This is a genomic window from Selenomonas sp. oral taxon 137 str. F0430, from assembly GCF_000183625.1.
Taxonomy (GTDB): domain Bacteria; phylum Bacillota; class Negativicutes; order Selenomonadales; family Selenomonadaceae; genus Centipeda; species Centipeda artemidis.
Window position 1 is genome coordinate 250,077 of sequence record NZ_AENV01000006.1, and the last position, 20,870, is coordinate 270,946.

Below are 20,870 nucleotides of genomic sequence, written 5' to 3' on the forward strand. Positions count from 1 at the left end.
GTAATATGAATGAAATTCAGCCTGTGTCCATCTCGCCGACCACGGACACTCCAAATATCAGCCGACTTATTTACACCATACGCAATCAACAGGTAATGCTTGCCAGCGACCTTGCTATGCTCTACCAAGTGGAAACACGGGTCCTGAATCAGGCCGTGAAGCGGAATCAGAAAAGATTTCCCGAAAGATACTGTTTCCAGTTAACCAAAGAGGAAGCGGAAAACTTGACATCACAAATTGTGATGTCAAGTTCCTTACATGGCGGGCGGCGCATTCCTCCTTACGCCTTTACCGAACAGGGCATAGCTATGTTGTCGGCAGTTCTCCGCAGCGATGTTGCCATTGATGTCAGCATCCGTATCATGGATGCTTTCGTAGAGATGCGGCATTTTATCTCGGGCAACGCTCACCTTTTCGAGCGAATAGAGCGTGTGGAGTTAAAGCAGCTCACCTATCAAAAAGAAGCCGATGAAAAATTCGAGCAGATATTTGATTTCATACACACTCATACAGACTCCAGCCAAAAGATATTCTTCAACGGACAAATTTACGATGCCTTCAGCTTGTTGGCGAGCTTGATTCAAAAGGCTACCAAGGACATCATTCTCATTGACGGCTATGTGGATATAGGAACCCTCAATCTACTGGCAAAAAAGCAAGTCAATGTCAGTGTAGAAATCCACACGTTCCGTAATACGAGATTGACGGCAGCAGATGTTACGACCTTCAACAGTCAATATCCAACGCTTACCATCAATCACACCAATGCCTTTCACGACCGCTTTCTGATTCTTGACCACCAAGAGGCATATCACATCGGCGCATCGCTCAAAGATGCCGGAAAGAAATGTTTTGCCATCACACTTTTGCAAGATGAGTCACTGTTGCGAGAACTACTGGCACATTTGTGAAAAGGCATTCACAGCATGGTGAGGAGGCTATGCAGCAAAAACCATGAAGAAAATCAGAAGATAAACCGAACGGCGTGCAGCTAAAAGCTACGCGCCGTTTTTGAGTGTGAAGTCTATGCGTAAATTGTTTCCCATAAATCGTCCTATAATTTCCCCAAGAAATAAAAATCTGTAAAGGAACTTCTATGTACTCGCCCCTACAGTTTCCTGTAGTGCCCCCCACCAATTGGTATAATTTTGTAGAATATCAAGCTGCCTCTCGTTCATCATTGCATTGTATCGTTATCGACGTTACTTCGTTCATTGCCGCTACCAAAATGATACTAGAGGGAAAGGTCAGCGTCGCGTTCGCACGCGACACCGTAATCTGACGATCCTCAATCGGTTCACGCAGCACCTCAAGCGTCTTCTTGCTGAACTCCGGCAGCTCGTCGAGAAAGAGCACGCCGTGATGCGCGAGTGTAACCTCGCCAGGACGCGGAATGCTCCCACCTCCGATCATCGCCACCGTCGAGGAGGTATGATGCGGACTGCGGAAGGGACGCGTCGTCACAAGCCCCGTATCCTTGCCGAGCAGCCCCGAGATGCTGTAAATCTTCGTGATCTCGATGGCTTCTTCCTTCGTCAGCTCCGGCAGAATCGAAGGCATCCGACGTGCCAGCATCGTCTTACCCGAACCGGGTACACCGACCATGAGGACATTGTGCCCTCCTGCCGCTGCAATCTCAAGTGCACGCTTCGCCTGATACTGCCCCTGTACGTCTGCAAAATCATCGGTAAAGGCATTGTCTTTTGTGTCTTTGATTTGTTTTTGCGCGGCGGGGGTCAGCATCTCCGTTCCCGTCAGATGGCGCACAAGCTGTGCCAAGTTATCGACCGCATAGACCTTCAGCCCATCAATGAGGAGTGCCTCGTCTGCATTGGACGGCGCAACGTAGAACTCCGTCAAACCGTGTTCCCGTGCCGTAATCGCCATTGGAAGGATACCGCTGATCGGACGACAGTTCCCGTCAAGAGAAAGCTCCGCTGAGAAAAGTGCGTTCTGCACTGCCGTCTCGGGAACCATACCGTAGGATGCAAGCAGACCAACGGCAATCGGCAGATCAAGCCCGGAACTGTCCTTTCGCACATCGGCAGGCGCAAGATTCACCGTCACACGCTCCTGCCGCAGCTGAATGCCGGAGTTCCGAATCGCCGTGCGTACCCGCTCCTTTGACTCCTTCACCGACGTATCGGGAAGCCCGACCAACTCAAAGCCCGGCAGCCCCGGTGACACATCCACCTCAACGTCGATAATCCGTCCATCAATCCCGAGGGTCGTCGCACCATAAGTCTTTGCAAACAACGGCCTTCCCTCCTACGTTTCAAATATAAGAAAATTATAACACAGGATAGGGTATGTTGCCTAATGATTCTTTGCAAAAGAAAAAAGATTCCAAACGCTAGGTAGAGCGAATGGAATCTGTGTTGTGTGTGGAATTTACCGTATGACAGGAATTAAGCTCCGACTGTTGCGGCTTTATATTCAACCGACGCACCATCGGACGGCATATCATAATTCACCACGCCGCGACGTGCCAAACAACCTCGCAGTATATGCCTCGTAAGCGCAGCATGTGCGACGTTGTCCAAGTGCGTCAGATAAAGACGGGCGTTAGGCGCAGTCATTGCAACGCAGTGAACATCCTCATCGTTCATGATGAGGCGTCCGTTTTCCACGGTCTCTGCGGCACAACAGTTCAGGGCAATCACCTCAGGCTGATAGTTCCGCAGTGTCTCAGCTACGCCGGAATACCAGACCGTATCCCCTGCCAAATAGAAGGTGTTCTCCTCCGGTGCCTCAAACACAATCCCCATCGCGTCACCACACGGAACAACGGTACCGTGCAGGGCAGGGACGCGGGTCAGTCTCGCCGCACCGAACTCCATACCGCTTGTCGGCAGGACGATTACCTCTGAAAACCCGGAACTCCGCAGAACAGAGGCATCCTCCTCCGACTGACAGATGACTGGCACCGCCTTATCAAGCGGCGCACCGATCGTCCCGTCCGGTGCCATATCAATATGATCGGGATGCAGATGCGTAACGATGTAGTAGTCGACACCGCTCAAAATCTGCCCCATATCCATCGGCAAATTGTAGAACGGCATCGGAAGATGCTCCTTCATCGGATCGGGGATGTGGAACGGCATGTCTGGAATATCGACAAATGACAGCTGATGTTTCGGCGCAAGCCACGGGTCAATCAGAAATACCTTCCCCGCATAATTCAAACGGTTCGTTGCATTGCGAATCTGTGTGAGTTTCATAAGTGTTCCTCCTGTTCATCATTTGGTTGATCTGTTTCAGCAGTATATCGAACTTCCCAAATGATAACAAGAAAAACAACGGGGCTTGCCGCAACAATATTGTTGCAGTAAAATAGATAACGATGAAAAAGCTGGGAGGTATGAAGATGAATCGAAAACAGATGGAGTATTTCATTGAGGTCTATCGCTGCGGCAATATCCAGACGGCAGCAGATCATCTTTATGTTGCAAGACAAGGTCTCAGCAGAGCGATGAGATCATTGGAGGCGGAGCTTGGGCAGCCGCTTTTCACCCGTACCCCACGCGGAATTATTCCGACCGATTATGCAGCAGCGCTACTGCCCCACGTTCAACGTATGCTGGATGAATATCAATCCATCGAAAGCATGAAATCCCTCGCCACTCATTCAAAAAGTGTCGTTACCATTTTTGCACTGGATCACGTCTTTTCTTATCTCGGAGCGCAATTTCTACAGGATTTTCATGCCGCCCATCCGAGCATTATTTTGAGCATTGTCGATACAACGGACGACGATGCAATGGAGGGACTTCTAACAAAGCGATGTCATTTTTCCATTGTCACCGCCCCTTTTGATCAGACACGCTTTCAAGGGGACGTACTCTTTTTCTCCCGCTACTGTGCTCGTCTCTCTGCGCATCATCCCTTGGCAGAAAAGAGCCGTATCACCTACACAGATCTCGACGGGCAAATGATCATCAGTAAAGGACGCGCCTATCACTGTTTCCGTCATAATATCGACAAACACATCCTCCTGCCAGGTCTCAAAATCGAGATTCTAGCCGAAACTGCCGATGAATCCCTCATTGTTGATCTGCTGCGTCATAATCCTGCGATCAATCTCGGCTACGACTACGCAGCCGTCGTGAACAGACAGCCGGACATTGTCATGCGAGAACTTGGCGACGGAAAAGATGCGGGGCAGGAGGTATGCCTCATACAGGACAAGACCGTCATCCTCACCGAAGCGGCGCGTACATTCCGTCAATTCCTCTTGGATTGGCTGAAAAAAACGAGAAAGGATCGTATCATATGGTAACTGATGAACAGAACCATTCTATTGCTATGGGGGTCGCCCTCATGTGCCTTTACAATGGTTTCATAGGGGAGAAGTCGGTCACTCATGGGGCAACACCTCCTTCTGTGTTTTTTGCACAAAATTTGAGGCTGCTGCACGTTTGTTTCGTGCAACAGCCCCCTTTGATTACCCACCAGCAAGGACAGACGGGGCTGTCAACGGTGGGCGCAGCCCATTCACTTGCCGTTGATCGGCTCGGCTGGATTTGCTAAATCAATTTTTTCAAAAGTTTTTCTACTTCTTTTGATTTCAACACCTTTCCCATAGAAGCAACCTGCTCATTTACAACAAGAGCTGGCATACTCATTACTCCATACTGCATGATTTTTTCCATGTCTGTAACATATTCAATCTCAATAGTAAGTCCCATTGAATGAACCGCTTCCTGAGTTGCTTCTAACAGTGCATGACAGCTTTTGCAACCAGAACCTAAAACCTTAATACAGCAAATTCCGTCCACTGTTTTTCCGCAACACTCTTTTTCCAGCTTGATTTCTGTTGCCTCGCTTGTCGGGCAGCCGGCATTACAAGCACACGCAGGCGATTTTTCTTCTTTGTTTTTTCTGTTAAATAATGACATAATGAATACCTCCATTTATTTTTCGCTTTCAAAGCGTTTTTCAAAACCTCATAATGATTTCGATTGCTTTTATCCCCACCATTATCCGGGAACAAGCAATAAGGCAAACTATCCGTTGTACGGTGCTTTATGACGCAAGCACAACACCTCCCATGATTTTGGCACGATATTTTAGGACAAATACATTCTTTTACATTTTAGCAGTGTGTTTTTCTGCCTCATTTCAAATTAGTATTGGCTGAATGGCGTTAAAGAGATAGCCAACCAGTATAATTCCTACAGTACAGATTGCGATAAAAATCCATAAAAGTTTAGGTTTTACAGCTTTACGAAGCATAATCATTGAAGGCAGGGACAAAGTGGTAACGCCCATCATAAAAGATAAAACAACGCCCAACAATGCTCCCTTTGCCAGTAGTGCTTCTGCAATCGGAATTGTTCCAAAAATATCTGCATACATAGGTACTCCGGCAATAGTTGCGATAATTACACCAAATGGGTTATTAGCTCCGAGTATATTAACAATGATTTCTTCCGGTATCCAGTTATGAATAATAGCCCCGATACCTACACCGATCAAGACATAAGGTGCAACCTTTTTCGCAGTAGATACATCCTGTTCCCATGCAAAATGAAGTCTATCCTTAAAGTGCAATTCTTCCTGCGGAATATCAACGGATTTTCCATTTTTAATGTATTCCTCTACTTCATTTTCAAGGTGTAGTTTTTCGATTAAACTCCCTCCTGCAACAGCAATTATAAGTCCGAGCAGAACATACACGATTGCCACTTTCCAGCCGAATATGCTCATAAGGAGTACAAGAGAGCCGAGGTCTACCATAGGAGAAGAAATTAAAAAAGAAAACGTAACACCCAGCGGCAGCCCGGCACTGGTAAAACCGATAAATATTGGAATGGACGAACAAGAACAAAACGGCGTAACTGTTCCCAAAAGGGCAGCTATCATATTTGCCCCTATTCCTCGAAATCTCCCTAATATCTTTTTGGTTCTCTCCGGCGGGAAATAACTTTGAATATACGAAATTATCAAAATTAAAACACCCAGCAATAGCATAATTTTTATGGTGTCGTAGATGAAAAACTGAACGCTTCCCCCGAACCGAGTTTCAGTAGATAGACCACACGCTTCTAACAGATTTCCTATCAGTTGGTTTAGCCATTTCATACCGAGGATTTCATTCTGAAAGAAATCCCAAACACTTTTTAGTGCCTGCATATCCTAACCTCTCTTTCTTAATAAATCAAGAATTTTCGATTTGATATTCCTAAAAAAAACCGTTGCCATATTGGAACGGCTTTTAGGTGTTTGAACATTTATTACAACTCATATTTGTTTCGTCAATAGCAATCGTATCTTTCAATAAAGCCAGTACCTTTTCACTGCCTTGCTTGCTGATTTGGTAATGTGTCCATTTACCGTCCTCACGACCTGTCACAATACCTGCTTCACATAGGATTTTCATGTGATAGGAAAGCGAAGATTGAGGCATATTCACTTCATCGGTTAAAGTGCAAGTACACTTTTCTCCATTCCGCAAAAGTTCTAAAATGCGTAATCTACGCTCATCACTTAAAGCTTTAAAGATTTTTGCTCTTTCCTCATAAATAGTTGCCATGCTCTCACCTCAAATCCAAATTTCTTGATTTAAGCATATGCTTCAAATCGAAAAAAGTCAATATGAAATTATAGTTTTTCTAAGGAAACACTGATAAATTCTTATGTTGCGCAACTTTACCTCGAAAGATTACAATAGAGAAAGACAATAAACGATGAGGGAGAGACAAAAATGGTGCAGCAAACATTTACAGACATGGAATACGCAAACCGTAACAGAACAACAAAGCGTGAAGCCTTCCTGGATGCCATGGAATCCATCATCCCTTGGAAAGAATGGATGGAACTCATTGCGCCGTTCTACGTCCAGAAAGAGCGTGGCAGAAAGTTAATCCCGCTCGAAACGATGCTGCGCATGTATCTCATGCAGAACTGGTTCGGTCTCTCGGACGAGGGAATCGAGGATGCAATCTATGACAGCTATGCCATGAAGCGCTTCCTGAAGATCGACTTCTCCATCGAACGGACACCGGATGCTACGACACTCCTGCAGTTTCGACACCTGCTGGAAAAGCATGACATCACCGCAAGATGTTCGATGACGTGAAAGAGCGGCTGGACGCCGCAGGACTCATCATGCACGGCGGTACATCGTTGACGCCACCATCATTCATGCACCAAGCTCGACCAAGAACGCCACGAAGACCCGCGACCCTGAAATGCACTCCGTCAGGAAAGGGAATCAATGGTTCTTCGGCATGAAGATTCATTCCGGTACGGATGCGGCAACAGGCTACGTTCATACAATCACAGGGACAGCAGCCAACGTGCATGACATCGTGCAGGCGCACGCATTGATCCGAGCGGATGACCACAGCGTCTATGGGGACTCTGGGTATCTCGGCGTGGAAAAGCGCGCAGAAATCCTTGAAGATCCTCATCTATCGAGCGTGGATCACCGTATTGCAAAAAGACCTTCACAGAACCGCACAACAAAGGCGTATGCAGGAGTCAACTGGGACAAGAAGATCGAACACGAGAAAACTTCCATCCGCTGCAAGGTGGAGCATCCGTTCCTCATTGTGAAGCGGCTGTTCCAAGCGGGCAGGACAAGGTATCGTGGCATCAAGAAGAACCTGCTCCGTTACTATCTGCTCTTTGCATCGGCGAACCTCGTCATGTGTTTGAGGGCAGGAAGGCAGAGGGCGTTCTGCATGACAATGGGATAAGTGCGCCCTTTTTCCCAAATTTCCCGGTGAAACGGGCGATTCGGGGAAGAAAAAGGGGCAATGAGAGCAGTATTGCACGCTCTTTTGTATTGCAATTTGTGAAATTTGTGTCTGCGGATCAGCTGGCTGTGATTATCCACTATTTATCAGTGATTCCTTGAAAATGTTTCTTAATTAAATCACTGTTCAACTTGCTCTTGCAATTCACGCTTTTCTTTTTCAATTTGCATCTCTTGCAGGACGATGTGAGGATGACAGGCAGCGAATTCTTTCTCCACCATCGCGATTACGTCATCGGGCGTATAAGGGGCGCTGTTTTCCGTTGCCAGTATGAACGAGCAGCCAGAGAGAAAAGAGGTGCAGACGAGCGCTGTGGCAGTGAGGATGCGAGGCAGGATTCGTTTCATGATGGGCTCCTACTGCCTACAGACACTTTACGGCTCGATGGGGAAATAATCCGCAGGGACGGGGGCGAGGATGCCGACAAAGACAAAGTCCTTCGCGCCTGTATTTTTCATCCCGTGGCACATGCCCTTCGCTGAGACGATGACATCGCCCTTCGCGATGGGGTGCTCCTCTCCGGGGGCAGGGTAAAAGACGCCCTCTCCCTCAATGCAGATCCATATATCATCTGCATTGGCGTGACCGTGCGGCTGAATCATCTGCCCGGGCTTTATGACCCAGACGACGCCGCTCGTTGACTCCGTGCTGTAGATTGGCGTGCGCGTTGCGACATTGCCCGCCTTTGCCACATCTGCCACGCGAAAACGGCGCGTTGCAAAATCGTTTGTGATTTCATTTGCCATGATGTTTTCTCCTTTCGGAACTTCGTATTTTATATCGTTTTAGGGCGCTCAGTCAAAGTAATCATCGTCATATCCTTCGCCGTAGTCGTTCCAATCATTATATAGATCATCCGCGTGAATTGCAAGAGCAAGTTGAACAGTGATTTAATTAAGAAACGTTTTCAATAGCGTATACTTCATCCAAGAAGGTGTTAAACAGTTCTGCCGGTGTTTGATAGCCGAAAACTCGGCGAGGGCGGCTGTTTATCTCATCCGCTATGTTTAGGATGTCCTCGTCACTGTATCCATCGATGCCCGTTCCTTTGGGGATATATTGGCGGAGGATGCCGTTGTGACGCTCGTTCTGCGGGCGTTCCCATGAGCTGTAGGGGTGAGCGAAGTACACCTTCGTGCCGAGGCTCTCAAGCTGCGTGAACGTCTCGAACTCTGTCCCGTTGTCAACGGTAATCGTCTTGAACACTTGGCTGAAACGGTCCTCTCCATATTCCGATTTCAAATGGGCGATGGCTTCTTCAATGCCGGCGCACGTGCGACCCGAGATGCGGATTGCGATGTAGTCGTGCGTCACCTTTTCCACAGCGGTAAATACGGCTGCGCCGCGCCCTTTCCGCGATCCGACAACGGTGTCGGCTTCCCAGTGTCCGATTTCCGTGCCTTCGTCCACAAGGGCAGAACGCTCCTCTATACTACGCCCTTTCAGGCGCTTGTTCTTGCGGTTTCGCTTGCGCTTGCACTTTCGTCCGAGCGCTTGCGGGACATCGAACAGCGTCAGCGGAATCCTACCCGCCCACAGCATATTGTCAAGCGTCTTGGTGCAAGGGATACCATCCTCGTCGAACCGTTTGTTCGCCCTAGCATCCCCGACGCACATGTCGATCGACCACTTGTTCTTACGGATTCTTTCGGTCATCCAACGCAGGAATGGCGCACAGCCTGCGCTGTCAACCTTATACGGTCGTTTGGAGTTCTTTCGATGTTCGAGGTAAGCCCGTTGCCCACGCCTTGCCGTATATTGTGGAGACCGCCCGCGAGCAGATCGGCGTTCAGGCGTCCCACGTGTAATCTCATAGTGGATCGTTGTATGCGAGCATCCAATCCGTGCGGCTATGGCGCGAAGCGAGAATCCCTCACGGTGGAGTGCCTGTATTTGCCCTCTTTCATCAAGGGTAAGGTGCTTTCCCGATTTACGAATGGCCTCCGTTGTGGTAGAATAGGCGTAATCCATAGTGATTGCTCCTTTGCTGATGTTTTGTAGCGGAACCATTATAGCACGGGATGTCACTATGGATTTTGTTTTTGTTTAGCTGTTCAACTTCATTTTACAACGAACCGATGGAATCTTTTGCGTGAAAGGTGATCTCTTGAATTTATATCTTCATCCCTCAATTGCAGTCTCAATCCCACCCTTGAAAACAACAACTACCGCGCCATCCTCTTTGACCACGATGTGATCAAGCAGCCCGCCCCATAGCTCCTCATCGAATGCAACCTGCTCCCCGTTGATACCACATACCACTTGAATCATGCCCTCTAGGATATTTCTCTTACTCTCCCTCTCGGCAATTTGCTTGTCTAGCTTCTCCAAAGCTCCCTGCTTTTCCAGATAGAGAGCGCGAATCTCATTCTCCTGTTTCAGATACGTCGTCTGATCCTGTGCCACGCGTGCATTCTCGCGAATCAGTTTTTCAAGCCGTTCTGTCAAAAGAGTGAGTTCTTGCTCTACTCTACCGTGTTCCTCGACAAGCTCCCCTGTTTGGCAAACGCTATCAATCAGAGCGCGAAGTTCTGCAATCACGTTCTCTTTGACTTCCATCAAGGAGTTCAGTGCTTTCACGAAAATCTGTTTGATTTCCTCCTCCGTCAAGTGCCTCGTACTGCACGGCTTGCCCTTGTGGGCATATTTCTTGTTGCAGCGGTAGATCACCCTGCGGTACTTGTCCGTGGAGTGCCATACCTTCGCACCGTAGTAACCGCCGCAGCAGCCGCATTTGATTTTGTTCGCGAAGATACTCACACCACTGTGCTTGCCGTTCTGCTCTCTGCGTTTTATCTCCAATTGCACAAAGTCGAATAAGTCTGGCGGGATAATCGCCTCGTGGTGCTCTTCCACATAGTACTGTGGAATCTCGCCCGTGTTCTTCCGTCGCGTCTTATCGAGGAAGTCTGCCGTATACTCTTTCTGGATCAGTGCATCGCCACGGTACTTCTCATTTGTAAGGATGGAGCGCACCGTAGAAATGTACCACTTTTCCTTTCCCGACGGGGATTTGATGCCCCGCTTCTCCAGTTCCTTTGTAATCGCATAGAAGGATCGCCCGCCAAGGAAGAGTTTGTAGATGAGCTTCACCACTTTCGCCTGTTCCTCGTTGATTTTGAAATCCTTGTCATAGCCGAGAAATGCACTGTAGCCCACACTGGTTTTGCCCTCGGCGAACTGCTTCCGCTTGCCCCATGTGGTGTTCTCCGAGATACTGCGGCTCTCCTCCTGCGCTAGGCTCGACATAATCGTGATAAGGAGTTCTCCGCGCGTGTCGAACGTCCATATGTTCTCCTTCTCGAAGTAAATCTCTACACCATGTTCCTTGAGCTTACGGACATTCTGCAGCGAGTCCACGGTGTTTCTTGCGAAACGGCTGACCGACTTTGTAATGATGAGGTCGATCTTGCCGGCAAGGGCATCCTCAATCATCTGGTTGAAGCCGTCACGCTTCTTTGTGTTGGTGCCGCTGATCCCCTCGTCCGAATACATGCCGACGAAATCCCAGTCTGCACGGCTTTCGATGTAGTTCTTGTAATGAGCCATCTGCATTTCGTAACTGGAAGCCTGTTCTTCATGATCGGTCGAAACTCTGGCATATCCTGCCGTCCTGCGCCGTCTTGGTTCTGCCGTAACCTCAGAGCGAAAGATTTTAGGGCTTGCAGGGATGACCCTCACTGTCTTTGCCATCGGTACGCGCCTCCTTCTTTGAGTTGAAATATGACCTCATCATCGGATATGATGATCCGCTCGACGTTCTGCACAATCTTGCCCTCGTAGCAGTCACCGAAGAAAGATTCTGCCGCTTCCTTTAGTTCGGATTCGGGCAGCCGTTTCAGTCGGCACTTTGTGCGCGGCTGACTGCAAGCCCACACCTTAATCCCCTTCGTCCAAGTGTCACGCTCACACTTGCTGCCGCAGGAGCCACAGTACACTTTGTTCATGAAGGGATTACTGCCGCGCTGCCCTGTGTATATTCGGGCAGTCTTTTTTATGTGACCGTTGATTAGGTGAAATTCCACACAGTCATTGTGAATGACGATCTTAGAGACTTTTCGTCTGAGTTCTGCGGTATCGAAATCATCCTTCTCCATGACGTCTCTGACCGCAGCCACAAGCTCCTCCTCTTTGATCGGACGGCTGTCACAGGATTCCCTACCTTTCCGCTCTCTCGTGTTGCATGCCCACCGCCTGTACTTCCCGGCGGTTCTTCTGCTGAAGCCGCCGCCGCAGCATCCGCATTTCACCATTCCGGAAAACGGCATCAGCACAGGATTCCGATTGCTAGACTGCGCGGCTCTCCGTTTCCGTATCTCCTGTGCCTTGTCGAAATCTACCTTTGACACGAGTTGCTCGAACATCCCCTCCACCAGATACATGGGAAGTTCTCCTTTATTCCGCTTGCGGATATGACCTTCTGTGATGTAGTTCTTCTGCAATGCCATCGTACCCGTGTAGGAGATGTTGGAGAGGATGTCCTTTACCGTGGTCTGCTCTATTGGTCTCCCCTGCCGTCCTGTGATTCCGCGCCCCGCAAGTGTATTGGCGATGGCGTAGGCAGATTCTCCGGCAAGGTATCTGCGGAAAATTTCCTTGACGATCTCGCCCTCGGAAGGAACGATGCGGAACATCTCGCCGTCCCAAGTGTAGCCATAAGGCGGTTTATGCCCGTTCGGGATCCCCTGTCTAAAACGCCTCCGCACACCCCACCGAATGTTGTCGCCGATGCTTCTGCTCTCCTCTTGGGCAAAAGATGCGAGCAGCGTCAAGAGCAGCTCTCCGTCCTCGGACATGGAATCAATGTTCTCACGCTCGAAGCGGACGGCGATCCCCTTCTCTTTCAACCGTCGAACGGTATGAAGGCAATCTACGGTGTCACGGGCAAAACGGCTGATGCTTTTAACCAGTACCAGATCAATCTTTCCGGCGTTGCAATCGGCGATCAGGCGCTTGAACTCATCTCTGTGTGTAGTGCTTGTCCCTGTGATACCTTCGTCCGCATACACGCCTGCGTATTCCCATGCGAGATTTTTCTGGATGAGACTGCTGTAGTAACTGACCTGCGCCGCAAGGGAGTGGTGGAGCGTATCCACAGAGACGCGGGCGTAGGCAGCCACACGCAGCTTTTTCTGCAATATATGGCTTGGTTGAACTCTTCGTATCTTCATGGTGCTCCCTCCTTTCCACTCCCATGTTCCCGTACTATCCGCACGATAGCAAGTCAATATCTGAAAATAAAAGTCCGATGACGGGACGATATTTCTCGCGCATTTTCGCTTCAAACGCAAGATACTCGTCCTCTGACAAAAGCCCGCTCTGCAGCATTTTCCATGAAGCACGCATCACCATCTGATACGTCATTTCCCGAAGGCCTTCTTCCTTGCTCATTTCAACATCTCCCTTCATGAAGCAGCGGACAAAAACGGCTCTTGTGGTCACCTGTTCGGGCATAAAAATAACCCGACGGTAAGCCGCCGGGCATTGAGGTTAAAGCAGTTATTTATCTTTGAGGCTGTGCATCATGTCCTGCAATTTCTGTGGAACGGGAAGCCCCATCCGTGCTGCGTTCTCGATGATCGAGATTCCTTCATTCGAGATGTAGAAGAAGATCACGGCAGAACGCAGGACGCATCCGCTTCCGATGATGTGAACATCTAACACATTCGCCACGCCGACAAGGGTGAAGATGCAGACTTTCTTGCAGATTCCCTTGAACCCTATCGCACTGGACAGTTTCTTTTCCACAATCGCACGGAGAACACCAGTGATGTAATCCGTCGCCACAAATGCGACAAGGGCATAGAGCAGATCGTCAAAGCTGCCAAGGAACTCCCCGACTACGATGCCAATGCCCGCCGCATACAGGCGTATTGTCAAAATCTGATCCATCATCAAAAACCTCCTGCCTTTTTCCATTTATTGAGATTGCTCATCCTGCGCAGACGGTAGTTATAGCATCCGCGCAGAAGCTCTGTAAGCTGACCGTCCTTCCATAAATATAAGGGCGATCCCGTGCTGACCAGATATTTCCCCTGTCCCAGAGGGCAGAGACTGGTACGAGCCGTTGGATTTGTTGGAATCTCCATGAGCAGTTCATCCTTTGCACTGTAAATCTTTGAAATATATTTTTTCCCGGAGATAAGGTAATCCAGATTTGCGGGAAAACGCATATACATTCCGTCATGGATTGGATAGCGGACACTGTAATTCGGTGCGCTCCATTTGCTTTCCGAAGTATGGGATTCCCCTGTAACAGAGTCTCTTGACGTTGTTTTGGTTTTCTCCATCCAAGGCTCAAGATTGCTGCCATCGAAGAACACATAACGGTCGGTGCTGACATGGCTTCCGTCTCCCCTATGCTCTGATATGGAGTGCCATATCATCACTTTGAAGTTTCCAGCTTTATCCACCCGCCCGCCTTCTGTTTGACAGCTATAGAGGTCAGTGGGACCGGATACGGCGGGAGCACCAAACATCTGCACAAGATCGTATGCGGCGATGATCTCGCCGTTGCGTTTGACAGAGAGAATACTGTCACGCTGATCTGCCCCGATGAGCGGGAACACGAGGACATTCACGGCTTCGAGGGTATAGAGATTTCCCCGCTCATCCATTTCGGCATCGAGCATTCCATAGCCTGAGACATACGCGAAGTGGCGGCTGCTGTTGACCATCCATATATCCTCTTTGGAAAAGCCGAGCGGATGAATTTTTCCTTTCGCATAGTACGAATGGAGCATCTGGTTTTTTTGATCCTTCCACTTTATCTGGAGGAGAGGTATGCCGGAATGATCATTCGTCGGAACGTAGCTGCCGCCGCCCTCGGATTCATGCCCGTAGACGCAATGACCGTCCGTCCAGATCCATTCGCCTGGATAGACTGTTCGATTTCCAATGCAGATCAGCCACGTACCATTCGCAAGCACCCGATTTCCGCTCACATCTTTCACTCTAGCCCTGTGCATCGTCTCACGCTCCCACGATTACGGCAGTACCGCCCCTAGAAATCTGTACCCACACCAAACTGCCGTCTGCCGTGTTACAGTCCACTGCCGCACGAAATGGATAGGATCGCTCGCCGATATGAACACGTCCATTCTGAATCCTTCCGCGCTGAGCCTGTGACTCAACCACCTTCGAGTTCTTTATCCCTGCCCGTATCGCCGCTGCGAGCCCCATAACGCCATTCATCCATACCATCTCACCATCTTGATCGTCTGCCGCAGAAGGCGCGGCGTAAGTTCCACCGTATTGGACTGCAAGAAGTATTCGTGCCCCTCAAAACGGATGCGCTCGGTGAAATCGACGATGTGGTCAATGTCGGGAACGCCGTTTTGAATCCGTGCGCGAATTTCCACCGTGACCGTCTCCTGCGTCTTGCGGTTAAGCCACTCGATTTCTCGTGTCAAGGCACGAAGATAGTCCGTCCCCACAACGGGAAACTCCGTGTCGATGAGGGAAGAATACGGAAGCGCATCGTCACTCGCGTAACTTGCACCAAGGCTGAGATTCGACTGCTCGACGGTGAACTGACTCGCCTTGCCGCCGGGCTTTCCCTGCGACAAGCTGCTGCCCTCCAATACGCCGTCCACATAGACGGTGGTCGCATACCATCCATAGCCGAGCGGCGCGTGGTAGGTGATGCGTTCCGTTCCCTTTTCTCTGTTCCAGTCCTCCCAGTCATATTCATTGTGCTTCTTCCCATCATTGACCGCCTCGGTGGTACGTTCCCACTCCTTGAAGAGGTAAACGTCGCGACCTGTGGAGGCGTATGCATAATCCGTGCGGCTGGTCGAGCCGTCCGTGTTGTGCGTGCGCTTTTCGGCGAGATACTCCCCGTCATAGGAATAGGTACTGTAGCCGTTTTCGTTCGTCTCACGGACAAGAAAACCGTTGGAGTAAGTGCGGCTGATCTCTTTGAAGGAAATCGTGCCCGTAAAAGGAACGGGAGACGTGTCCTCCTCGTTGTGCGCTCCGGTGGAATCGTTGTGAGAGCTGTGCCAGACGGAGCGCAGGAGCTTCCGCTCTACGGTCGGCTGTGCGTGCGGCCAGTTCGTAATGTCAATGACAGACTCCTCCATGCCGCGCTGAATGATGTGGAGCGTATCACCGCGAATAAAGACGTTGATCTGACGCTGCGGGAGTTTTGCCGTCCATCCAAAGAGAGAGGAGATGAAGTCATGGTAGGTCATACCGCTGCCCTCAAAGTTCTGCGACGGTGTAAAGTCGTCCGTCAGACGATGAAGCTGAAGCCCGAGTGCCGATGCAATCTCCGCCGCATAGCGCGACACCTTCGCCCGCTCCACATAGATATGGATGGGGGTGTAGAGAAGCGTGTCCTTACTGTACGTTCCCTTGACAGACTGCACGATGCCGCGCTGACTTGTTTCCTCGACGAGGAAGCGGAAGTCGTAGTCCATTACACGACCTTGGACGTTCGCACCAATGGAAAGAGGATTCACGGTTTCGAGTTGAATGTTATCCGAGAGACTGAGTTCGCCGAGCGTCACGGAGAACGAGCGAATGCCGCGCTCTCTAAACTCTGCATATCTGATTGTATGCGGTATCTCAATTCTCGTATCTGCAAGAATCCGCAACTGCCTAATGAGTCTGCGCTTTGTATCTCCAAGAGCCACATCGCAGCGACCGATACGTCGCAACATATCTGCCTTTACACTGATCTGCTTGACGATCCGAATATCGCGCAGGGTATCCGCATGCGTAGCGATGGATCTGTTGAGACTGCGCGACGTATCTCCGCGCACCTGCACGGGCTGACGAAATACTGGAATCACCGTGGCATATATAATTTGTTTGAGGTGAATCCTGCCAAACGGCAGCCACGCAATGCAGACGCTTGGTTTCAGCTTGATGCTCATGTTCCCGCTCTCCATCCGAACTGCCGTCCCGTGAGTTCCGCAATCGTCATGGAGACGGCGCGCGTGTCCATAACGGTGGAAGTTAGATTCTGCTCGACGATATGCCTTCCATATTCAGTGACCGTCCCACCGCTCTTTTCAATCGCCGTCAAAGCACACAGCCCTTCTGCCGTGCGGTAGGCAGGATTCCCGATGAGGGAAATCCCCGTCACACGCGAGTCTGCGCCATACTGCGTAATAAGTGATGCGGTATCCACAGATTGCAGAATCTCCTGATTCGTAGCCGTCGCCTCATAGCTTCCATCACCGCAATCGGTCATATCCGTCTGTGTCGCTTGGACGGGCAGCATGATAACCTGCTCCCGTGGGCTGATTTCCTCATCCGAGAGGATGAGGTTCGAGACGAGAATGTCCTCTGTTCTACTGTAAACCGTAATGGTCTTTTCACTGGAACTGTAGGCGTACCAAAAAGAGCAGTCCTGCTTGTTATAAACCTCGCGTTCGTTCAGGAGTGCCCGAAAGATACCGTCATTGTTCTGCCCCGGTTTGACGTGGAACCACAAGGTATTGACTGCATTTACGCGAATGCTGTCGGAAGTGGCAATGGTATCGTTATTGTTGTCTCCCTTCATGCGCCACCTGCTCCAGGACGTTTCCGCACTAACGATGATGTAGCCTCCAATTGCAAGGGTAAGTTTGGCACGGTCTGCATTCTCCGGTGCTTTGAAGTACAGATCCAGTTTCCCGTAAAGCTCTGCAGGGAATTCTGAAATCGTCAGACCTTTATCACCAGTCGGCTGCCAGAAGGATACGCCTGTCTTACTGTACTGCTCCCCTGTTACCGTCGTGCCTCCACGAGCCGAGAGCAGCTCCGCATAGCCCGGATTGATGTATTTGAACGCCATACGAACCTCCTCAATTCGACACAAGCAGCCCCTCTGCTTGAATGTCCACGCTCGTATCCTGCTGCGGTTTCTCGTCCGCTGTGCTGATTGCCTTTACCCAGAAAATCGTATTCCTGTCTGCAACATTGGATAATGAGATACTGTCTTTCCATTCGGCAGACTCCAATGCCGTTTCGGCAGTGTATTTGTTATCCGTCGCGACCTTCCACTTATCCGCATGGCCGCCGACGAATTTGATTGTAAGTGTTCCGTCAATATGGAATTCACTCTCGCAGCGCACGGCACATTTGACGGCTTTCTGCTCGCCCTTGCCCGCATCGAGCAAAACAGAGATGGGAGCTAGTTCCGTCCCGGAGCTGACCTCCGTCCCGTCTTTGCCGCCCTCGGTTGGATTGTTCATATAGATATGCAGCAGTTCTGCCATTGTCACACCCTCCAAAATTCCAGAGACAGTTTATATACCTTCGGAAAATGAGCCATATACTCGTAGGATTTCACCACGACACGCATGGAGGGCAGAACATTCCCACCCTCATCCGTTACAGATACCATCGTGCGGCTGTCCCAGTAGCCCTTGATCTTTTCCCAGTCGGCAGCAGTGATTGTGACTGTACAGGAAATACGGTCGCCCTCCGTGATGTGTCCGAAATCCTGCACGACTGCTCCGCCGACAATTTCCAAAAGCTGTTGACGGTCGTCGGGAATGGTCTGCCAGTTTTCAACGGAAAATGTCCGTACCTCACCAATGTGAATATGAATTGGAATCACCCCCTAGGGCATTTTCAACGGCAGGACGGATGCGGTCGGCGACATGATCGGCAAGCATACGCATTCCCTCGTTGTCCTCCGTAACGGCGTTCTCGATTTGCACCTGTATGTGAATCTGGCGATTGTCCGTCATGGAGGGAGCGGACTGAGCAGCTCCCGACGAAGCATTTGCGCCCTGCCCCGCAGTTTGAATGCTCTGCGCCTGTTTCCCCAATCCTGCCATCATCTGCACATACGAGAATTCCTGTCCATTGACACGAATGCGTGAATTGTCCTCACGCTTCTCGGGGGCAAAATTCGGCAGGAGATTCTCCATCGCCCATTTACGCCCGGACTGAAACTGTTGGAGAAGCTCCGGTGTCAGCCCCAAGTCCTCTGCCGTAAACTTGTTCTTTTTGCGAAGGTACTGCATCAATCCGACCTGCCCGGACTCCTTGAATACCTTCAGTTCCTCTTTCTGGGAGCGGAGAACTTCCAAGGCGGCGTTGCGCTTGACATCGAGTTTCTGCTTCTCTGCCCACCGCGTCGCCTCGACCTCGTCCAATCCCTTCTGCACCCACGCTTCCTTCTCACGCTCAATCTCCGCAAGGCGATTTTCGAGTTCGGTCTTCCAGATGGCACTGATGTTAGAAGCGACATCCCGCTCCCACTGCTCCATTACCCGCGCCTTGCTCTCACTGAGCCAGTTCTGCGTCTGTACCTCGTCCAAGCCCTTCTGACGAAATGCATCAGCTTCACGGGCGATGGAGTCCAACTTGTTCTGCAGGTCAGTTTTGTAGAGTGCATTCGCCTTATCCACAACGTCGCGCTGAAAGTCAGCGTAAATCTTTGCTTCCTTCGCAAGACGGTATTCGTCAATGAGATGCGGATCTGCGCCCTTCTGAAAGAACTGAAATGCCTCACGATCCAGAGCGTGAAGGCTGTTCTGGATGTCCGTGTGTGTCAGTGTATATAGACTGTCCGTCAGCTGTGTGGTCGCTTTTGCAGATTCGCTGACCGTCTTTGCGGCATCCTTTTCCGCAGCTGCACGGATCGCCGCAGCTTTGGCATTCTGCTCCTGCGCCTTGGCATTCTGCTCCGCCTCGACACGGGCGCTCTCCTCTGCCGCTGCTTTCTCTTTGGCAATCTTCTGCTGTTCTTGGTATTGCTTGTATTCGTCCCCGTAGAGAGCATCGAGAACGCTGCCGCCGAGGAACGGAACAGCAATCAGCGGAGATGCCACGGGGTGATTTTTCACAAGCCAGCTGTTCGCCTCGGCGTGTTCATTGACCTTATGAATTTGCTCCCCGACAAAACCTGCAAGCTCCGCGACGGTCTTGAGTGCTTCGCCCCATCCGAGGACGGCATCCTTGATTTCGTCCTTGTTGTCCCGAATCGTTTCAACCAGAGATTCAAACCCATCGTTGATCTCCGGCATCAGCTCCTCGGCGGCAGGAAGGAGTGCCGCACCGAGAGCAAGTTTCAGCTGCCCTGCTTCCATCTCCATTTCGCGCCATTTGAGGTATGTCTCATGCGCCTGTTCGGGGTCGAGCAGTCCCGTGGTCTTGACGCGAGAGGAAATCGTCATTAAATCGTCATACTGTTCGAGAATCGGGATAAGCGCCGCACCACGCACACCGAGGACTTCGGCGGTATATGCTTCCTCCATTCCTGCTTCGCTTGCCGTCTTGTATCCCTTGGCAAGCTGCGCCAGCTGCTCATTGAGCGGCAGGAGATTGCCCTGCTGATCCTTGAGTACGATGCCGAAGCGTGAGAGTGCGCGAGACGTGTCATTGCCAGAATTGCCCGCTGCAGATACCTGCTTGTCGAGACGTGCGATCAGAGGTATGACGCTCTTGATATCCGTATCCGCAAGCTGAAACACCCGATTGAGCGTCGCCGCCTCACCCGCAGAGACGTGAAGCCTCTGCGTCAGCTTATAGACATTCTCGCCCGCAAGCATCGCATCTTTCGTGATATTGAACAGCCCCGCACCCGTCGCTGCAACTGCCATAACTGCGGCCATCTTTGCAGACAGCACATTGAATCCGCTCGTGAGATTCTTGACACCTGCCTGTGCCGCCGTCATCCCTGCAGTGATACGCCCGCCGAGCGTTCCTGAGAGAACGGCACTTTCTTTTAGGCGGTTATTCAGCTTTCGCACCTCGGCTTCGGTCTGCGCAACTGTCCGTTGCTGACGTAACAGGTTACTTTCAGCACGCCGATAGGACGCACTATCCGCGCCGTCATTCTTCTTTGCGGATTGGAGGACAGCGGCAAGAATCTGTTCTTTCTGCCGCTGAATATCCAGTTCGCGATTGATCGCCTGATGGCGTACCCTGATCTTGTCGAGTTCCGTCCCCACACCGTCGAGTTTGGCAAGATCAGCATCCAATTTCAGATGGATGTTGTTTGCCTTGCTGTTGAGCCGCGCAATGGAATCCGAGACAGTTTTCCCCGCCGTGTCGAAATCCAACTGCAGCTGTGCGATGTTGAGACCGATGTCGAGATAGAGTTCGTCGATCTTCTGTCCGCGCTTTGCCACTCCATCTCCCTCCCTACATCACGTCGTC

General features: G+C 50.6%; 23 protein-coding genes. 4 read left to right on the top strand and 19 right to left on the bottom strand.

Features of this window, described 5'->3' with window-relative positions:
- The first annotated feature begins 5 nt into the window (after positions 1-5).
- Positions 6-911, top strand: a complete 906-nt coding sequence (locus HMPREF9162_RS04925) for an ORF6N domain-containing protein (RefSeq protein WP_009438456.1) — start codon at positions 6-8, stop codon at positions 909-911.
- 247 nt (positions 912-1,158) lie between these two features.
- On the opposite strand, the gene HMPREF9162_RS04930 is transcribed toward HMPREF9162_RS04925, so the two are convergent.
- Positions 1,159-2,256 carry a YifB family Mg chelatase-like AAA ATPase gene (locus tag HMPREF9162_RS04930; RefSeq protein ID WP_009438388.1) on the bottom strand — a complete coding sequence of 366 codons (1,098 nt, stop codon included), beginning with the start codon at positions 2,254-2,256 and terminating at the stop codon, positions 1,159-1,161.
- 152 nt (positions 2,257-2,408) lie between these two features.
- On the bottom strand, positions 2,409-3,221 hold the full coding sequence (locus HMPREF9162_RS04935; RefSeq protein ID WP_009438464.1) for an MBL fold metallo-hydrolase: 813 nt from the start codon (positions 3,219-3,221) through the stop codon (positions 2,409-2,411).
- A 122-nt stretch (positions 3,222-3,343) separates the two neighbouring features.
- On the opposite strand from HMPREF9162_RS04935, the gene HMPREF9162_RS04940 reads away from it, so the two are divergent.
- Positions 3,344-4,279 carry a LysR family transcriptional regulator gene (locus HMPREF9162_RS04940; RefSeq protein WP_037350233.1) on the top strand — a complete coding sequence of 312 codons (936 nt, stop codon included), beginning with the start codon at positions 3,344-3,346 and terminating at the stop codon, positions 4,277-4,279.
- 247 nt (positions 4,280-4,526) lie between these two features.
- Here HMPREF9162_RS04940 and HMPREF9162_RS11900 read toward each other — a convergent pair whose 3' ends face one another.
- From HMPREF9162_RS11900 to HMPREF9162_RS11905, 3 genes are all read right to left on the bottom strand, one after another.
- Entirely contained in the window at positions 4,527-4,898 is a 372-nt protein-coding gene (locus HMPREF9162_RS11900) for a thioredoxin family protein (RefSeq protein WP_071586902.1), read from the bottom strand.
- Between the two features lie 223 nt (positions 4,899-5,121).
- A complete protein-coding gene (locus HMPREF9162_RS04955; protein WP_009438537.1) occupies positions 5,122-6,135 on the bottom strand; it encodes a permease in 1,014 nt (337 codons plus the stop codon).
- A gap of 82 nt (positions 6,136-6,217) precedes the next feature.
- Positions 6,218-6,535, bottom strand: a complete 318-nt coding sequence (locus tag HMPREF9162_RS11905; protein ID WP_009440323.1) for a helix-turn-helix transcriptional regulator — start codon at positions 6,533-6,535, stop codon at positions 6,218-6,220.
- Between the two features lie 171 nt (positions 6,536-6,706).
- On the opposite strand from HMPREF9162_RS11905, the gene HMPREF9162_RS12930 reads away from it, so the two are divergent.
- Positions 6,707-7,081, top strand: a complete 375-nt coding sequence (locus HMPREF9162_RS12930) for an IS5/IS1182 family transposase (RefSeq protein WP_009438579.1) — start codon at positions 6,707-6,709, stop codon at positions 7,079-7,081.
- A gap of 61 nt (positions 7,082-7,142) precedes the next feature.
- A complete protein-coding gene (locus tag HMPREF9162_RS12935; RefSeq protein WP_371067611.1) occupies positions 7,143-7,703 on the top strand; it encodes an IS5 family transposase in 561 nt (186 codons plus the stop codon).
- Positions 7,704-7,882: 179 nt separating this feature from the next.
- On the opposite strand, the gene HMPREF9162_RS04965 is transcribed toward HMPREF9162_RS12935, so the two are convergent.
- The 14 genes from HMPREF9162_RS04965 to HMPREF9162_RS05030 all read right to left on the bottom strand — a co-directional run bounded on the left by HMPREF9162_RS04965 (position 7,883) and on the right by HMPREF9162_RS05030 (position 20,842).
- Positions 7,883-8,110 (bottom strand): hypothetical protein, encoded by a 228-nt coding sequence (locus HMPREF9162_RS04965; RefSeq protein ID WP_009438430.1) that lies wholly within the window; start codon positions 8,108-8,110, stop codon positions 7,883-7,885.
- Between the two features lie 27 nt (positions 8,111-8,137).
- The gene (locus tag HMPREF9162_RS04970; RefSeq protein WP_009438478.1) at positions 8,138-8,509 is read right to left on the bottom strand and encodes a cupin domain-containing protein; all 372 of its coding nucleotides are present in this window, start codon (positions 8,507-8,509) and stop codon (positions 8,138-8,140) included.
- 148 nt (positions 8,510-8,657) lie between these two features.
- Positions 8,658-9,773, bottom strand: a complete 1,116-nt coding sequence (locus tag HMPREF9162_RS04975) for an IS30 family transposase (protein ID WP_315305524.1) — start codon at positions 9,771-9,773, stop codon at positions 8,658-8,660.
- 111 nt (positions 9,774-9,884) lie between these two features.
- A complete protein-coding gene (locus tag HMPREF9162_RS04980) occupies positions 9,885-11,456 on the bottom strand; it encodes a recombinase family protein (protein ID WP_009438423.1) in 1,572 nt (523 codons plus the stop codon).
- Positions 11,441-12,934 (bottom strand): recombinase family protein, encoded by a 1,494-nt coding sequence (locus tag HMPREF9162_RS04985; protein ID WP_009438493.1) that lies wholly within the window; start codon positions 12,932-12,934, stop codon positions 11,441-11,443. Before HMPREF9162_RS04985 ends, HMPREF9162_RS04980 begins: the two co-directional genes overlap by 16 nt.
- A gap of 34 nt (positions 12,935-12,968) precedes the next feature.
- On the bottom strand, positions 12,969-13,154 hold the full coding sequence (locus HMPREF9162_RS04990) for an SHOCT domain-containing protein (RefSeq protein WP_009438368.1): 186 nt from the start codon (positions 13,152-13,154) through the stop codon (positions 12,969-12,971).
- A gap of 108 nt (positions 13,155-13,262) precedes the next feature.
- Positions 13,263-13,655 carry a holin family protein gene (locus HMPREF9162_RS04995; RefSeq protein WP_037350271.1) on the bottom strand — a complete coding sequence of 131 codons (393 nt, stop codon included), beginning with the start codon at positions 13,653-13,655 and terminating at the stop codon, positions 13,263-13,265.
- 2 nt (positions 13,656-13,657) lie between these two features.
- A complete protein-coding gene (locus HMPREF9162_RS05000) occupies positions 13,658-14,731 on the bottom strand; it encodes a hypothetical protein (RefSeq protein WP_037350241.1) in 1,074 nt (357 codons plus the stop codon).
- 4 nt (positions 14,732-14,735) lie between these two features.
- The gene (locus HMPREF9162_RS05005; RefSeq protein ID WP_037350243.1) at positions 14,736-14,957 is read right to left on the bottom strand and encodes a hypothetical protein; all 222 of its coding nucleotides are present in this window, start codon (positions 14,955-14,957) and stop codon (positions 14,736-14,738) included.
- Entirely contained in the window at positions 14,954-16,645 is a 1,692-nt protein-coding gene (locus tag HMPREF9162_RS05010) for a hypothetical protein (RefSeq protein ID WP_009438427.1), read from the bottom strand. Before HMPREF9162_RS05010 ends, HMPREF9162_RS05005 begins: the two co-directional genes overlap by 4 nt.
- Positions 16,642-17,550, bottom strand: coding sequence for a hypothetical protein (locus HMPREF9162_RS05015; RefSeq protein ID WP_009438356.1), 909 nt, complete (start codon positions 17,548-17,550; stop codon positions 16,642-16,644). The genes HMPREF9162_RS05010 and HMPREF9162_RS05015 overlap by 4 nt, the downstream gene beginning before the upstream one ends.
- Positions 17,551-17,560: 10 nt before the next feature.
- On the bottom strand, positions 17,561-17,974 hold the full coding sequence (locus tag HMPREF9162_RS05020; RefSeq protein WP_009438552.1) for a hypothetical protein: 414 nt from the start codon (positions 17,972-17,974) through the stop codon (positions 17,561-17,563).
- 2 nt (positions 17,975-17,976) lie between these two features.
- The gene (locus HMPREF9162_RS05025; protein ID WP_009438470.1) at positions 17,977-18,318 is read right to left on the bottom strand and encodes a hypothetical protein; all 342 of its coding nucleotides are present in this window, start codon (positions 18,316-18,318) and stop codon (positions 17,977-17,979) included.
- A complete protein-coding gene (locus HMPREF9162_RS05030) occupies positions 18,290-20,842 on the bottom strand; it encodes a hypothetical protein (RefSeq protein ID WP_009438399.1) in 2,553 nt (850 codons plus the stop codon). The genes HMPREF9162_RS05025 and HMPREF9162_RS05030 overlap by 29 nt, the downstream gene beginning before the upstream one ends.
- Between the last annotated feature and the right edge of the window lie 28 nt (positions 20,843-20,870).

Excerpts from the sequence above, each read along its gene's own strand:
- HMPREF9162_RS05000 (WP_037350241.1), bottom strand. The coding sequence starts at position 14,731 with ATGCACAGGGCTAGAGTGAAAGATGTGAGCGGAAATCGGGTGCTTGCG.
- HMPREF9162_RS04955 (WP_009438537.1), bottom strand. The coding sequence starts at position 6,135 with ATGCAGGCACTAAAAAGTGTTTGGGATTTCTTTCAGAATGAAATCCTC.
- HMPREF9162_RS05010 (WP_009438427.1), bottom strand. The coding sequence starts at position 16,645 with ATGAGCATCAAGCTGAAACCAAGCGTCTGCATTGCGTGGCTGCCGTTT.
- HMPREF9162_RS05005 (WP_037350243.1), bottom strand. The coding sequence starts at position 14,957 with ATGAATGGCGTTATGGGGCTCGCAGCGGCGATACGGGCAGGGATAAAG.
- HMPREF9162_RS11900 (WP_071586902.1), bottom strand. The coding sequence starts at position 4,898 with ATGTCATTATTTAACAGAAAAAACAAAGAAGAAAAATCGCCTGCGTGT.
- HMPREF9162_RS04965 (WP_009438430.1), bottom strand. The coding sequence starts at position 8,110 with ATGAAACGAATCCTGCCTCGCATCCTCACTGCCACAGCGCTCGTCTGC.
- HMPREF9162_RS04990 (WP_009438368.1), bottom strand. The coding sequence starts at position 13,154 with ATGAGCAAGGAAGAAGGCCTTCGGGAAATGACGTATCAGATGGTGATG.
- HMPREF9162_RS04980 (WP_009438423.1), bottom strand. The coding sequence starts at position 11,456 with ATGGCAAAGACAGTGAGGGTCATCCCTGCAAGCCCTAAAATCTTTCGC.
- HMPREF9162_RS04985 (WP_009438493.1), bottom strand. The coding sequence starts at position 12,934 with ATGAAGATACGAAGAGTTCAACCAAGCCATATATTGCAGAAAAAGCTG.
- HMPREF9162_RS04970 (WP_009438478.1), bottom strand. The coding sequence starts at position 8,509 with ATGGCAAATGAAATCACAAACGATTTTGCAACGCGCCGTTTTCGCGTG.
- HMPREF9162_RS04995 (WP_037350271.1), bottom strand. The coding sequence starts at position 13,655 with ATGGATCAGATTTTGACAATACGCCTGTATGCGGCGGGCATTGGCATC.
- HMPREF9162_RS11905 (WP_009440323.1), bottom strand. The coding sequence starts at position 6,535 with ATGGCAACTATTTATGAGGAAAGAGCAAAAATCTTTAAAGCTTTAAGT.
- HMPREF9162_RS04925 (WP_009438456.1), top strand. The coding sequence starts at position 6 with ATGAATGAAATTCAGCCTGTGTCCATCTCGCCGACCACGGACACTCCA.
- HMPREF9162_RS12930 (WP_009438579.1), top strand. The coding sequence starts at position 6,707 with ATGGTGCAGCAAACATTTACAGACATGGAATACGCAAACCGTAACAGA.
- HMPREF9162_RS04940 (WP_037350233.1), top strand. The coding sequence starts at position 3,344 with ATGAAAAAGCTGGGAGGTATGAAGATGAATCGAAAACAGATGGAGTAT.
- HMPREF9162_RS05015 (WP_009438356.1), bottom strand. The coding sequence starts at position 17,550 with ATGGCGTTCAAATACATCAATCCGGGCTATGCGGAGCTGCTCTCGGCT.
- HMPREF9162_RS05020 (WP_009438552.1), bottom strand. The coding sequence starts at position 17,974 with ATGGCAGAACTGCTGCATATCTATATGAACAATCCAACCGAGGGCGGC.
- HMPREF9162_RS04935 (WP_009438464.1), bottom strand. The coding sequence starts at position 3,221 with ATGAAACTCACACAGATTCGCAATGCAACGAACCGTTTGAATTATGCG.
- HMPREF9162_RS04975 (WP_315305524.1), bottom strand. The coding sequence starts at position 9,773 with ATGGTTCCGCTACAAAACATCAGCAAAGGAGCAATCACTATGGATTAC.